A 14003-nucleotide genomic window follows, 5' to 3' on the forward strand; every position below is an offset into this window, starting at 1 on the left:
ATTGACTTACAGAATGCAATCGCTGGCAAGCCAGCTCCCACAGGGGATTGTGTTTGGTCTAGAGGATATTGGAGTAATCCGCCTCAATCCGGTCCAGGCTCAAATGGTTGAGGAAGTTGGAGAAACACATCCACGCCGACAACGCATTCAAGTCCCGGAACTGGTCCGGCAGATATTTCGGCGGCACCACCAGTCCTTCGTCCACCAGTTGGCGCAAGGTCCGCATGTCTTCCAGTGTGGTCTTGCCACAGAACAACAACGGAATCTGCTCGAGCTTGCCCTTGCGCACGGCCAACTGAATGTAGTTGTAAACCATGATGAAGCCCTTGAGGTAGGACAAGTCTTTGGTAAATGGCAGACCGGTCGGCGTCGAGCCACGGAAAACCCGGCTGGCATTGCCGTAGCTTTCGGCCATCTCGAAACCCTGCTCGCGGAAGAATTCGTAGATCTGCAAAAAGTCGGCGCCCTCCTCGACCATATGAATCGCACGGGTGCGGTTGGTCAGTTTGCGCAGGCGACTCGGGTAAGAAGCGAAGGTGATGATTTCCATCAGGATCGCTAGACCTTCCTGGGTCACCGTCGACGAGGGCGGGCCTTTCGACAGGAACGTGCAGATCGGCTGGTTCAGGCCATTGAGCGTAGTGCCGACGTGCACCAGACCTTCGTGGACTTCCAGTGCGCGCACGTCGCGGTCGTTGAACAGCGCATCGGTGCGGATCTTGATGTAGTCGGCGCCCGCCGCAGCGTCGGCGACGATGCCGTCGGACTCGAACACGCGAATGGTTTCTTCGGCCTCACCGAATACCTTGTTCAGTCGGGTCTGCAGCAGGTGCACCGCGTCTTTGGCGGTGAGGATTTTCGGCTCGTCCTTCAGATCGCCGCGCCCGTCGATGTTGTTCAGGTAGTCGGACATCATCAGGCCGAGGTCGGCGAGGGTCGGGTCACCGGCGTGGAAGGCATCGGACGCCGCGCCGTACAGCTCCTGCGAGATCAGCCCGAAGTCCTCGGTGCCGCGCGCTTCGAGCATGCGCACCACCATGCGGTATTCCTTGCACATGCGCCGCATGATCTGCCCGACCGGGTTGAACTGGCCGAGCTGGCGGGTGATGTCACGCTCGATGTTCTGGAATTCCAGTTTGACCTGGCTCGAATCGAACGACAGCGGGCGGTTGAGGTAGTAGTCGCGATCCACCGCCGGCATTTCCTTGCCCTTGGCCTTGAGGAAGCCCTTGCGCACGTTGTCGTCCCACTTGACCGCATCGAGCACGCGGATCGGCGTCTGCGCCAGCACAATGCGATCGGACAACATGCGTATCGTCTGCTGGTAATCGTCCACCCGAAACTCCTGTAGAAAACTTGACGTGCTGAAACTCAGACTTTTGATCGTTCCCACGCTCTGCGTGGGAATGTCGCCCGGGACGCTCCGCGTCCCTTTTTGCTGCGTGACGCAGAGCGTCACAGGATGCATTCCCACGCGGAGCGAGGGAGCGATCATCAACGGCTCGCTCCCGCAGGGTGTAGCGTGAAACGCTAGACCGACGCCAGCACCAGGTGCATATACCGCGTCAGAATCCCGAGCATGTCCTCTTCGGCCAGAGGCTCGGCGTCGTTGAGCAGGCCCTGATATTCCATCCGCCCGATAATCGCCGTCAACACCTTGGCATCCTGCTGCGGTTCACGCGAGCCCAGTACCTGGAACAACTGGCAGGTGCCCTGCAGCAGAATCTGCTGGTGGGAGCGCACCAGAATGGCCAGACGCGGGTTGAGCAGCGCTTCCTGGCGGAACGCCTGCTCGGCCATCAGATGCTCGCGCCGATTGATCAATTGCCGGTGCACGTAATCGGCCATCAGCCGCGCGATGTCATCGGCCAGTTGCGAGCGCGACTCCGGGCTGCCGTCGGCGCTGACCACCATTTCGCGCAACAGACCCTCGTTATTGATCCACAACTTGGCCATGTACGCCGCGCTGCGTTCAACGTATTGGGCGAAGGTATCGGTGAGCAGGTCATCGATGTCCTTGAAGTAATACGTGGTCGCCGACAGCGGCACGCCGGCCTCCGCCGCGACCGCACGATGGCGCACGGCACGCACGCCGTCGCGCACGACAATGCGCATCGCGGCGTCGAGAATGTCCTGGCGACGCTGCTCACTGCCCTGTCGGCTGGCCTTGCGGCCCTGGTACTGAACACTTTCAGCGACCGCAGTGGCGATACCCGCTGCACCTTCTTGAGCTAATGCACCCATCACGACAGCACTTCCTCTACTAATGCCAAATTAACCAATTGATACATTTGTACCAGACAGGCAATAAAAAGCCGCCTGTTTTAGGCGGCTTTTTAACTGAAACGTTTACGCTTGCGGTCGCATGTGCGGGAACAGGATCACATCGCGGATCGACGGCGAGTTGGTGAGCAACATCACCAGACGATCGATGCCGATACCTTCGCCGGCGGTTGGCGGCATGCCGTACTCCAGCGCACGGACGAAGTCGGCGTCGTAGTGCATGGCTTCGTCGTCGCCGGCGTCCTTGTCGGCCACCTGCGCCATGAAGCGCTCGGCCTGATCTTCGGCGTCGTTCAACTCGGAGTAGGCATTGGCGATTTCACGACCACCGATGAACAGCTCGAAGCGGTCGGTGACGTTCGGGTTCTCGTCGTTGCGACGGGCCAGCGGCGACACTTCGAACGGGTACTGAGTGATGAAGTGCGGCTGCTCCAGCTTGTGCTCGACCAGCTCTTCGAAAATCATCACCTGCAATTTGCCCAGCCCTTCGAAGCCCAGCACCTTGGCGCCGGCCTTCTTGGCGATGGCGCGAGCCTTGTCGATGTCGTTCAGATCATCGGCAGTCAGCTCAGGGTTGTACTTGAGGATCGAGTCGAACACCGACAGACGCACGAACGGCTCGCCGAAGTGGAACACCTTGTCGCCGTACGGCACGTCGGTGCTGCCCAGCACCAGCTGCGCCAGCTCGCGGAACAGTTCTTCGGTCAGATCCATGTTGTCTTCGTAATCGGCGTACGCCTGATAGAACTCCAACATGGTGAACTCAGGGTTGTGACGAGTCGAAACGCCTTCGTTACGGAAGTTGCGGTTGATCTCGAAGACCTTTTCAAAACCGCCAACCACCAGACGCTTCAGATACAGCTCTGGCGCGATACGCAGGAACATTTCCATGTCCAGCGCGTTGTGGTGAGTTTCGAACGGCTTGGCTGCGGCGCCGCCGGGAATGGTCTGCAGCATCGGCGTTTCGACTTCGAGGAAGTCGCGCTTCATCAGGAAGCTGCGGATGTGCGCGATCACTTGCGAACGCACGCGGAAGGTCTGGCGCACGTCTTCGTTGACGATCAGGTCGACGTAACGCTGACGGTAGCGCTGTTCGGTGTCGGTCAGGCCGTGGTGCTTGTCCGGCAGCGGACGCAGCGACTTGGTCAGCAGGCGCACGTTGGTCATTTCAACGTACAGGTCGCCCTTGCCGGAACGCGCCAGGGTGCCTTCGGCAGCAATGATGTCGCCCATGTCCCAGGTTTTCACCGCGGCCAGGGTTTCTTCGGACAGCGTCTTGCGGTTGACGTAGACCTGAATGCGCCCGGTCATGTCCTGGATCACCATGAACGAGCCACGGTTGAGCATGATGCGACCGGCAACCTTGACCGGGATTGCAGCCTCTGCCAGTTCTTCCTTGGTCTTGTCCGCGTACTGTTTCTGCAAGGCATCGCAGTAGTTGTCGCGGCGGAAGTCGTTCGGGAAGGCATTGCCCTTGGCGCGCTCGGCAGCAAGCTTTTCCTTGCGCAGGGCGATCAGGGAGTTTTCTTCCTGTTGCAGGGCTTGCGGGTCGAGTTGTAGGTCGCTCATGTCTTTAAGTATTCCATCAGGTTCGTTGCCCCCAGCCTTCGACTGGGGATCGCGGGCGAGCCCGCTCCCACAGAGGGTGTTACAGGCCGGATTTCAGGCTGGCTTCCAGGTACTCATCGATGTCGCCATCGAGCACCTTGTCGCAATCGCTGCGTTCGATGTTGGTACGCAGATCCTTGATCCGCGAGGCATCGAGCACGTAAGAGCGAATCTGGTGACCCCAGCCGATATCCGACTTGGTGTCTTCCAGCGCCTGCGAGGCCGCATTGCGCTTCTGCATTTCCTGCTCGTACAACTTGGCCCGCAGCATTTTCATCGCGGTGTCCTTGTTGGCGTGCTGGGAACGCTCGTTCTGGCAGCTGACCACGGTGTTGGTCGGTACGTGGGTGATACGTACGGCCGAGTCGGTGGTGTTTACGTGCTGACCACCGGCACCGGAGGAACGATAGGTGTCGATCCGCAGGTCTGCCGGGTTGATTTCGATTTCCACCTTGTCATCGATCTCTGGCGAGACGAAAACAGCGGAGAACGAGGTGTGACGACGGTTGCCGGAGTCGAACGGGCTCTTGCGCACCAGACGGTGCACGCCGATCTCGGTACGCAGCCAGCCAAAGGCGTATTCGCCCTTGATGTGCACGGTCGCGCCCTTGATCCCGGCGACTTCACCGGCGGACAGTTCCATGATGGTCGCGTCGAAACCGCGTTTGTCGGCCCAGCGCAGGTACATGCGCAACAGGATGTTGGCCCAGTCCTGCGCTTCGGTACCGCCGGAACCGGCCTGGATGTCCAGGTAGGCGTTGTTCGGGTCCATTTCATGGCTGAACATGCGGCGGAATTCCAGCTTGGCCAGATTTTCCTCGAGACGAGCCAGCTCGGCGACGACATCGCCCACTGCGCCTTCGTCGTTCTCTTCGACGGCCATGTCCAGCAGGTCGCGGCAATCGGCCAGACCGCCGTTCAGTTCGTCGAGGGTGTCGACGATCTGCGCCAGCGCGGCACGCTCGCGGCCCAGCTCCTGGGCGTATTCAGGTTTGTTCCAGACACTCGGATCTTCAAGCTCGCGGTTGACCTCGGTCAGACGCTCATGCTTTTGATCGTAGTCAAAGATACCCCCGAATAGTTTCGGAGCGCTCGGACAGGTCCTTGATGGTGTTCAGGATCGGGTTGATTTCCATGACGGGCAGCACTCGTTGGCGAACTTTTGAAAGCCGGCGAGTATAACGTAAACAGGCTGTCGCGGCAGCCCGTCTGGCGGTGAATGGGCCGAGATTGCTGCCCTCACCCTAGCCCTCTCCCGGAGGGAGAGGGGACCGATCGGGGGATATTTGAAACATACGCCGAAATAGAATGGCTTCGCCGAATCCGTGATCGCCAAGCCTGAAGATCCACAATCGCTGCGATCTCTCAGGTCGATGTCTGGCCCGAGACACCTCGGTCGGCCCCCTCTCCCTCCGGGAGAGGGCTGGGGTGAGGGCATCGGCCGTTACTCGATCCCGACCTGATTGCGCCCATTGTTCTTGGCCAGATACAAGCCGCGATCCGCCGCCGAAATCAGCAGCCGGCAATCACTGCCCGCCTGCGGCACCATGGTCGCCAGACCGATGCTGATGGTCAGACTGGAACCCTCGGCCGGCGTGTTGTGCGGAATTTTCAGCGCCGCCACAGTCTGGCGCAGTTTTTCGGCCAACAGCCGCGCGCCGCCCGGCGAAGTGTTTGGCAGGACCAGCACAAACTCCTCGCCGCCGTAACGCGCCGGCAGATCCGACGGTCGCGAGCTGGCGTCACGGATGGCTGCGGCGACCTTGCGCAACGCTTCATCGCCTTCAACGTGGCCAAAACTGTCGTTGTACGACTTGAAGTAATCGACGTCGATCATCAGCAGTGAAAGCTGCGTCTGATCGCGCAGCGAACGGCGCCACTCCAGTTCCAGGTACTCGTCAAAGTGACGACGGTTGGACAGCCCGGTCAGGCCATCGGAGTTCATCAGCCGTTGCAGCACCAGATTGGTGTCGAGCAACTGCTGCTGGCTGACCCGCAACGCACGGTACGCGGCGTCGCGTTGCAGCAATGTCATGTAGGAACGCGAGTGGTAGCGGATCCGCGCGACCAGTTCGATGGTGTCCGGCAGTTTCACCAGATAATCGTTGGCGCCAGCGGAAAACGCCGCGCTCTTGATCAGCGGGTCTTCCTTGGTCGAGAGGACGATGATCGGGATGTCCCTGGTCGCCGGGTGATTGCGGTATTCGCGCACCAGGCTCAGGCCATCGAGGCCGGGCATCACCAGGTCCTGGAGGATCACCGTCGGCTTGATCCGCACCGCCTGGGCGATGGCCTGCTGCGGGTCGGAGCAGAAGTGGAAGTCGATGTTTTCCTGATTCGACAGCCCACGGCGCACCGCTTCGCCGATCATCGCCTGATCATCCACCAACAACACCATGGCGGCGTTTTCGTCGGTTTTAATGTCGTCGATCTGTAAATCATTCATGAGCGGTCACCTGAGTACTGCGGGGGCCTGGATTGCCGATCAACCTGTTCATTTGGGGAAAATCTCCAGCAATCGTGGCGCTATCTTTTCCAGCGGGCGGATTTCCACCGCGGCATCGATCGCCGCGGCAGCCTTGGGCATGCCGTACACCGCACTGCTGTGCTGATCCTGGGCGATGGTCAAATAACCCTGCTGGCGCATGAGCTTAAGCCCTTGCGCGCCATCGCGCCCCATCCCGGTCAATAAAACCCCGACGGCGTCACCGTTCCAGTAACTGGCGACGCTCTCGAAAAACACGTCGATCGAGGGGCGATAGATCTCGTTGACCGGTTCGGCGGTGTAGGCCAGCGTGCCGTTTTTCAACAGGCGAATATGGTGATTGGTCCCGGCCAGCAGCACCGCGCCACTTTGCGGCGGCTCGCCTTCACGGGCCAGACGCACATCGAGGCCGCTGGCGCTGGCCAGCCATTCGGCCATGCCGGCGGCGAACACCTGATCGACATGCTGCACCAGCACGATCGCGGCGGAAAAATCTCTCGGCAGGCCTTTGAGCAACACTTCCAGCGCCGCCGGCCCACCGGCAGACGAACCGATCGCCACTAGCCGCTGACGTGACGGCGAACTGCGCGGCGTACTCGGCGCCGGGCGCGCACGTGGCGCCTTGTCGCCGATCAGCCAGCCGATGTTGAGGATCTTGCGCAACAACGGCGCCGCCGCTTCCTGGGCATTGCCGGCGCCGATCGCCGGCGTGTCGACCACGTCCAGCGCGCCGTGGCCCATGGCCTCGAACACGCGGTGCACGTTCTGCTGGCGGTCGACGGTGACGATGACGATCGCGCACGGCGTTTCGGCCATGATCCGCCGCGTGGCTTCGACGCCGTCCATGATCGGCATGATCAGATCCATCAAAATCAGGTCTGGCGTGCACTCGGCGCAGCGTTGCACCGCCTCGGCGCCGTTGCTGGCGACCCAGATCACCTGATGCGCCGGCTCGAAGGCCAGCGCCCGGCGCAGAGCCTCCACCGCCAAGGGCATGTCGTTGACGATTGCGATCCTCATGTCCGCGCTCCTCCGATGAGCTCGACCACTGCATCGAGCAGGGCGTCGTCATGAAAACTGGCTTTGGCTAGATAATAGTCGGCGCCGGCATCCAGTCCACGGCGGCGGTCTTCTTCGCGATCCTTGTATGACACGACCATCACCGGCAGCGATTGCAGACGGTTGTCGCGGCGCAGCAGCGTGACCAGCTCGATGCCGTCCATGCGCGGCATGTCGATGTCGGTGATCAGCAGATCGAAGTTCTCCGAGCGCAGCGCATTCCAGCCATCCATGCCGTCCACTGCGACCGCGACGTCGTAGCCACGATTAAGCAGCAGTTTGCGTTGCAGCTCACGCACGGTCAGCGAATCGTCGACCACCAAGATTCGTTTGCGCGCCGCTTCGGCAGCTTGATTGCCGTGGCGGGCAATGCGCTCCAGGCGCCCGGTATTGAGCAGTTTGTCCACCGAACGCAGCATGTCTTCGACATCGACGATCAGCACCACCGAGCCGTCATCGAGCAAGGCCCCGGCGGAGATGTCCTGAACCTTGCCCAGACGCCCGTCCAGCGGCAACACTACCAGCGTGCGCTCACCCACGAAGCGCTCGACCGCCACCCCATAAATCGCCTCGCGCTCGCGGATCACCACGACTTTCAGGGTAGCGCCATCGTTCTGACTGGCCGGGCGATTGAGCAACTGGCTGGCCGCAACCAGCCCGACATGCTGGCCTTCGTGCCAGAAATGCTGACGCCCCTCGACCTGCACAATGTCTTCCGGCGCCAGATCGCACATGCGTTCGATGTGCGCCAACGGGAATGCGTAAGCCTCTTCGCCGACTTCCACCACGAGGCTGCGCACCACCGAAAGCGTCAGCGGCACTTCCAGATGGAAACGGCTGCCCTCGGCCGCCGTCTGCTCCAGCACCACGGCCCCACGCAATTGGCGAACCATGTGTTGAACAGCATCCAGGCCGACGCCACGCCCGGACACTTCGGTGACTTTGTCGCGCAGGCTGAAGCCCGGCAGAAACAGGAAGGTCAGCAGTTCCTCTTCGCTCAATTGCGCTGCGGTTTCGGCTGGGGATAACTGCCGTTCGACGATGCTGCGGCGGACTTTCTCCAGATCGACGCCACCGCCGTCATCGCTCAATTCCAGCACCAGCAAACCGGCTTGGTGGGAAGCGCGCAGGCGGATCAGGCCCTCTTCCGGCTTGCCCTTGAGCAGGCGTTGTTCCGGGGATTCGATGCCGTGATCGACGGCGTTGCGCAGCAGATGAGTCAGCGGTGCTTCAAGCTTTTCCAGCACGTCGCGATCGACCTGGGTTTTCTCGCCTTCGATCTCCAGGCGCACCTGCTTGCCAAGGCTGCGCCCGAGGTCGCGAACCATGCGCGCCTGCCCGCTCAACACGTCGGCAAACGGGCGCATACGACAGGCCAGCGCGGTGTCGTAGAGCACTTGTGCACGCTGGCTGGCCTGCCAGGCGAACTCGTCGAGTTCGGCGTTTTTCTCGCTGAGCAATTGTTGCGACTCGGCGAGCAAACGTCGCGCATCTTCCAGCGACTCGAGCGCTTCCAGGCTCAGCGCATGCTCCTTCAGGTGCACATTGAGATTTTCCAGTGCGCGCAGGCCGTTGTTCTGCATGCGTTTGAGGCGCTGCATGGTCGCCAGATGCGGCTTGAGACGCTGGGTTTCCACCAGCGATTTGCTCGACAGATCGAGCAGGCTGTTCAGGCGTTCGGCGGTGACGCGCAAGACGCGCTCGCCGCCCTCGGTGGTGCGTTTGTTTTTACGCGGGGTCGGCTCGGCGGGCTCGTCCATGATCGGCGCTGTCGCTGTTGGCGCGGGCTCGATCTGCAACTCGGCCATCGGCGGCGTGGCAACCACAGCGGCTGGCGCCGAAGGATCGAGCAAACGCCCCATCAGCGTCACGTAGGCTTCAATGTCAGCAGGTTGCGGCGCATTGGCCGGCGTGGCGATGCGCATCAGCAGGTCGGTGCCCTGCAACAACGCGTCGATGTGCTCGGGACGCAGCAACAAACGCCCTTCCTGGGCGCTGACCAGGCAATCTTCCATGACGTGGGCGACGCTGACGCCGCTGTCGATACCAACGATCCGCGCCGCACCTTTGAGCGAGTGCGCCGCGCGCATGCACGATTCCAGTTGATCGGCCTGGGTCGGATTGCGCTCCAGCGCCAGCAGCCCGGCGCTGAGCACTTGGGTCTGGGCTTCGGCTTCGAGGCTGAACAGTTCGAGCAGGGAGGCGTCGCGCATTTGCTCGGGGGTCATGTCAGGCTCCGGGTCACGGCGGACAACAGCTGTTCTTCATCCAGCCAGCGCAGGCTGCGACCGCGATATTGCAGAACGCCACGGGTGTACTTGGCACTGGCCTGCGCACCGGACTGTGACGCAGCATCGAGGATGCGTTCGTCGATGGCATGAATGCCGTCGACCTCGTCCACCGGCACCACCACCGGCCCGCCATGGGCAGCGATGATCAGCATGCGCGGCATGACTCGCCCGCCGCTGGCCGGCGCAACGCTGCCGTCGAGGTCGAGCAATTCCACCAGCGACAGGCACGCGACCAGTGCGCCACGGACATTGGCCACGCCGAGCAAGGCCCGCGAGCGCTGGTGCGGCAGCGAATGTATCGCCTGCAACGGCGCAACTTCGACAAGCGTGCGCGTGGCCAGTCCGAGCCATTCCTCGCCGAGGCGAAACATCAGCAGCGAGCGGGTCTTGACGTCGATTTCGACTTTGCTGACCACTGCTTCGCGCTGGTCCTGCTGCAACGAATAACGGTCGAGCAGGCGCGTGGCGGCGGCGGAATACACCGAGCAGTTGCGGCAATGAATGTGCTCTTCCAGCAACGGGCAGGACTTGTCGCCATGAATGCCGATGCGGTTCCAGCAATCGTCGATGGCGCGGGCGTCTTCGTGGGTAACGTTCAAGGTGTCGGACGCGCTCATCGTTTACGCTCACTGTCGGCGGTGCGCTCGCTGCGGGCGGCGCGCTCCTGCAATCGTCGGGCACCCGCCGTGTCGCCCTGAGCCTGCAGCAACGCGGCCAGGTGCATCAGCGCTTCGGGGTGTTGCGGCTCGAGGTACAAGGCCTTGCGATAGAAACCCTGGGCCTCGAGGCTCAGGCCGGCGACATCGCTGAGCAGGCCGAGCCAATAGAACACCTGCGCCACCGGTTCATGGCTGCGCAGATACTGTTCGCACGCGGCACGGGCCTCGGCGCTTTTGCCTTCATTGGCCAATGCGGCGATTTGCGCCAGCAGCGTCGCGGCGTCGGGGTTGGCAGTTTTTTTCGTTACCGGCAAAGCCGTCACGGCAGCGAACGGCCGATTGCGCACTGGCGCTGGCGGCGCGCTGCGCAATGGTTGGCTGACCGGCACGGCGACCGGTTTGGGCGTCGGCAGTGGTTCGGGGTGCGGCTCGCTGTGACGGCTGAAGGCGAACGACTGCGGGATGCCGATCGAGCGCATGCCCAAACGCCCGAGCAGACTGCCCTCCGCCGGGCCGATAAACAGCACGCCGTCAGCATGGGTCAGGCGCTTGAGCACTTCGAACACCTGCTTTTGCGTCGGCTGGTCGAAGTAGATCAGCAGGTTGCGGCAGAACACGAAATCGAAGGCTGGCTCGCTCGCCAACAGTGTCGGATCGAGGACATTGCCGACTTGCCAGCGCACCTGCTCGCGAACGTATTCGTTGACCCGGTGGCCGTCCTGCTCAGGCATGAAATGCCGATCGCGAAATTGCAGATCCTGCCCGCGAAACGAGTTCTTGCCGTAAACAGCACGGCGCGCCTTGTCCACCGACAACGGGCTGATGTCCATGCCGTCGACCTTGAACTGATGCGGCTGCAATCCGGCATCAAGCAAGGCCATGGCAATCGAGTAGGGTTCTTCACCGGTCGAGCACGGCAGGCTGAGGATGCGCAACGCGCGCATGTTGTTCAGCTCGGCGAGACGCTGACGGGCCAGTTTGCCCAAGGTGGCGAAGGATTCCGGATAACGGAAAAACCACGTTTCCGGAACGATCACCGCTTCGATCAGCGCCTGCTGTTCATCCCGCGAGCCTTGCAACAGCTGCCAGTATTCGTCGGCGTGGGCGGCCTGGGACAGCGTGGTGCGCTGGCGCACGGCGCGCTCGATGATCGCCGCGCCCACCGACGCGACATCGAGGCCGATGCGTTCCTTGAGGAAATCGAAAAAGCGCTGCTCATTGCTCATGGCTGCGCCTCAAGCTGCGCCGGATCACGCGGCGGATCGGGGAACAGCAAACTGCGCACGGCGTCATCGAGCAAGTCATTGACCCGCACCCATTGCAGCAATCCCTGCGCATCTTCGCGCACCGGGCCGAGGTACGGCGCCTCGCGGTTATCGAGGCCGTAGGGCTGGAAATCTTGCGGATGACAGCGCAGCGTGTCCGTGGCCTGCTCAAGAATCAGCCCGAGCCATTGCGCTGCTTGGGCTTGATCCGGCTGATAATTGACCAGCACCAGCCGCGTGCTGGTCCGCGCCTCGGCGGCCTGGCCAAAAGTCAGCGCACTGAGGTCGATCACCGGCACCACCGCCCCGCGATAGGCGAACACCCCGGCTACCCAGTGCGGCGCCCGGGCAATCGGCTTCAACGGCAGGCGCGGCAGCACTTCGGCCACTTCGGTGGCACGCAGGGCGTAGCGTTCGCTGCCGATGCGAAACAGCAGAAACAGCGCCTGCTTCGCCACTGGCGCGGCGCCACGCTTGGCGATGATTTCGCTCATCAGACTTTGAATCGCGAAACGCCGCTGCGCAGGCCGACGGCCACCTGGCTCAGTTCGTCGATGGCGAAACTGGCCTGACGCAGCGATTCGACGGTCTGGCTGCTGGCATCGCCCAACTGCACCAGCGCATGGTTGATCTGCTCGGCGCCGGTGGCCTGGGCCTGCATGCCTTCGTTGACCATCAGCACGCGCGGCGCCAGTGCCTGCACCTGATGGATGATCTGCGACAGCTGCTCGCCGACCTGCTGCACTTCCGACATGCCGCGGCGTACTTCTTCGGAAAACTTGTCCATGCCCATCACCCCGGCCGACACCGCCGACTGGATCTCGCGGACCATCTGTTCAATGTCGTACGTGGCCACGGCGGTCTGATCGGCCAGACGCCGGACTTCGGTGGCGACTACGGCAAAACCGCGACCGTACTCGCCGGCCTTCTCGGCTTCGATCGCCGCGTTGAGCGACAGCAGGTTGGTCTGGTCGGCCACCTTGACGATGGTCACCACCACCTGATTGATGTTGCCGGCCTTCTCGTTGAGGATCGCCAGTTTGGCGTTGACCAGATCCGCCGCGCCCATGACCGAGTGCATGGTGTCTTCCATGCGCGCCAGGCCTTGCTGGCCGGAGCCGGCGAGTACCGAGGCCTGATCGGCAGCGGTGGACACTTCGGTCATGGTGCGCACCAGATCCCGCGAAGTCGCGGCGATCTCACGGGAGGTTGCGCCTATTTCGGTGGTGGTCGCTGCGGTTTCGGTGGCGGTGGCCTGTTGCTGCTTGGAAGTGGCGGCGATCTCGGTGACCGAGGTGGTCACCTGCACCGAGGAGCGCTGGGCCTGGGATACCAGCGACGTCAGCTCGGTCATCATGTCGTTGAAGCCGGTTTCGACCGCGCCGAATTCGTCCTTGCGATCGAGGTTCAGGCGCGAACTCAGATCGCCGGTGCGCATGATGTCGAGGATGGTCACGATGCGGTTCATCGGCGCCATGATCGCGCGCATCAACAGCAGACCGCAGAGGCCGGCGACCAGTACCGCGACCAGCAGGGAAATGACCATGCTGACTTTGGCCGTTGCGACCGCATCGTCGATGTTGGCCATGGCGTTATCAGCGACGACTTTGTTTTCGCCAATGATGTCGTTGAGTTTCATCCGCCCGGTGTACCACGCCGGGGTCAGTTTCTCGTTGAACAGCTTGATGGCATCGGCTTCCAGATTGCGCTTGTGCAGATCCAGCACGGCATCCTGAATCTGGATGTAGGTGTCGTGGTACTTCTCGAACAAGGCGAATTCGGATCGGTCTTCATCGGTGGCCATGGTCTTGCGATAGTTGGCCATCTGCTCTTGCAGACGCGCCTCGAACGCCTTGTAGTCCGCTGCGTCTTCGCTGGAAACGCCCTGGCCTTCCTTGAGGCCGAGCAGCTCTTGCGTCTGCAAATAACTGTCGACCCATGCACCACGAATCATCGAGCTGTAATAGACGCCGGGGATGGCATCGTCGCGCACGCTGTTTTCACTGGCCTCGATCTTCAACAACCGCGAGTAGGACAGCACCACCATCAACAGCATGATGGCGATAATCACCGCAAAGCTCGCCAAAATGCGTTGGCGCAACGTCCAGTTCTTCACAGTGAATCCTCGTGCCTGATCGAAATGCGGGGAGTATAGCCGAGGGCGGTGTTTCATTTATAAGACGCTTTCGCTGGCAGCACTGTCCCTGGGGGAGCGAGCCTGCTCGCGAAGGCAACATCGCGGTCCCGGCAAATCCCCAACTGCGCAAGAAGTTGCGCAGTAGCCCGTAATATTTCAGGGCCTAAATCCGCTGTAGCCCAAGCGGCGCAAGCCCTGCAGCCAAGTGCGCAAGAA

The 14003-nt window shown here is 61.8% G+C and carries 11 protein-coding genes; all 11 read right to left on the reverse strand.

The window, feature by feature from the left end; genetic code table 11:
• Positions 1-58: 58 nt before the first annotated feature.
• Positions 59-1309, reverse strand: coding sequence for a flavohemoglobin expression-modulating QEGLA motif protein (locus F8N49_RS17685; protein ID WP_166554750.1), 1251 nt, complete (start codon positions 1307-1309; stop codon positions 59-61).
• Positions 1310-1530: 221 nt separating this feature from the next.
• Positions 1531-2244, reverse strand: a complete 714-nt coding sequence (locus F8N49_RS17690; protein ID WP_016771505.1) for a TetR/AcrR family transcriptional regulator — start codon at positions 2242-2244, stop codon at positions 1531-1533.
• Between the two features lie 105 nt (positions 2245-2349).
• Entirely contained in the window at positions 2350-3852 is a 1503-nt protein-coding gene (lysS, locus tag F8N49_RS17695; RefSeq protein WP_024011743.1) for a lysine--tRNA ligase, read from the reverse strand.
• 79 nt (positions 3853-3931) lie between these two features.
• Positions 3932-5027 (reverse strand): peptide chain release factor 2 gene (gene prfB, locus F8N49_RS17700; RefSeq protein ID WP_099758102.1). Its coding sequence is split into 2 segments (ribosomal slippage): positions 3932-4954 and positions 4956-5027, totalling 1095 coding nucleotides; the frame shifts between segments, so codons are not numbered across the junction.
• A gap of 308 nt (positions 5028-5335) precedes the next feature.
• Positions 5336-6337: a PleD family two-component system response regulator gene (locus F8N49_RS17705; protein WP_151551995.1), complete on the reverse strand. Its 1002-nt coding sequence runs from the start codon at positions 6335-6337 to the stop codon at positions 5336-5338.
• Positions 6338-6385: 48 nt separating this feature from the next.
• Positions 6386-7396: a chemotaxis response regulator protein-glutamate methylesterase gene (locus F8N49_RS17710; protein WP_071174510.1), complete on the reverse strand. Its 1011-nt coding sequence runs from the start codon at positions 7394-7396 to the stop codon at positions 6386-6388.
• Positions 7393-9663: a hybrid sensor histidine kinase/response regulator gene (locus F8N49_RS17715; protein ID WP_151551996.1), complete on the reverse strand. Its 2271-nt coding sequence runs from the start codon at positions 9661-9663 to the stop codon at positions 7393-7395. Before F8N49_RS17715 ends, F8N49_RS17710 begins: the two co-directional genes overlap by 4 nt.
• Positions 9660-10343: a chemotaxis protein CheW gene (locus F8N49_RS17720; RefSeq protein WP_071174508.1), complete on the reverse strand. Its 684-nt coding sequence runs from the start codon at positions 10341-10343 to the stop codon at positions 9660-9662. Before F8N49_RS17720 ends, F8N49_RS17715 begins: the two co-directional genes overlap by 4 nt.
• Entirely contained in the window at positions 10340-11611 is a 1272-nt protein-coding gene (locus F8N49_RS17725) for a CheR family methyltransferase (RefSeq protein WP_071174507.1), read from the reverse strand. The genes F8N49_RS17720 and F8N49_RS17725 overlap by 4 nt, the downstream gene beginning before the upstream one ends.
• Positions 11608-12144: a chemotaxis protein CheW gene (locus tag F8N49_RS17730; protein WP_071174506.1), complete on the reverse strand. Its 537-nt coding sequence runs from the start codon at positions 12142-12144 to the stop codon at positions 11608-11610. Before F8N49_RS17730 ends, F8N49_RS17725 begins: the two co-directional genes overlap by 4 nt.
• A complete protein-coding gene (locus tag F8N49_RS17735) occupies positions 12144-13766 on the reverse strand; it encodes a methyl-accepting chemotaxis protein (protein WP_071174505.1) in 1623 nt (540 codons plus the stop codon). The genes F8N49_RS17730 and F8N49_RS17735 overlap by 1 nt, the downstream gene beginning before the upstream one ends.
• Positions 13767-14003 lie beyond the last annotated feature (237 nt).

The organism is Pseudomonas sp. GXM4 (assembly GCF_008923895.1).
Taxonomy (GTDB): domain Bacteria; phylum Pseudomonadota; class Gammaproteobacteria; order Pseudomonadales; family Pseudomonadaceae; genus Aquipseudomonas; species Aquipseudomonas atacamensis.

Bases quoted from the DNA above. Each gene is read 5' to 3' on its own strand.
- F8N49_RS17685 (WP_166554750.1), bottom strand. From the start codon at position 1,309: ATGTTGTCCGATCGCATTGTGCTGGCGCAGACGCCGATCCGCGTGCTC.
- F8N49_RS17690 (WP_016771505.1), bottom strand. From the start codon at position 2,244: ATGGGTGCATTAGCTCAAGAAGGTGCAGCGGGTATCGCCACTGCGGTC.
- lysS (WP_024011743.1), bottom strand. From the start codon at position 3,852: ATGAGCGACCTACAACTCGACCCGCAAGCCCTGCAACAGGAAGAAAAC.
- F8N49_RS17705 (WP_151551995.1), bottom strand. From the start codon at position 6,337: ATGAATGATTTACAGATCGACGACATTAAAACCGACGAAAACGCCGCC.
- F8N49_RS17710 (WP_071174510.1), bottom strand. From the start codon at position 7,396: ATGAGGATCGCAATCGTCAACGACATGCCCTTGGCGGTGGAGGCTCTG.
- F8N49_RS17715 (WP_151551996.1), bottom strand. From the start codon at position 9,663: ATGACCCCCGAGCAAATGCGCGACGCCTCCCTGCTCGAACTGTTCAGC.
- F8N49_RS17720 (WP_071174508.1), bottom strand. From the start codon at position 10,343: ATGAGCGCGTCCGACACCTTGAACGTTACCCACGAAGACGCCCGCGCC.
- F8N49_RS17725 (WP_071174507.1), bottom strand. From the start codon at position 11,611: ATGAGCAATGAGCAGCGCTTTTTCGATTTCCTCAAGGAACGCATCGGC.
- F8N49_RS17730 (WP_071174506.1), bottom strand. From the start codon at position 12,144: ATGAGCGAAATCATCGCCAAGCGTGGCGCCGCGCCAGTGGCGAAGCAG.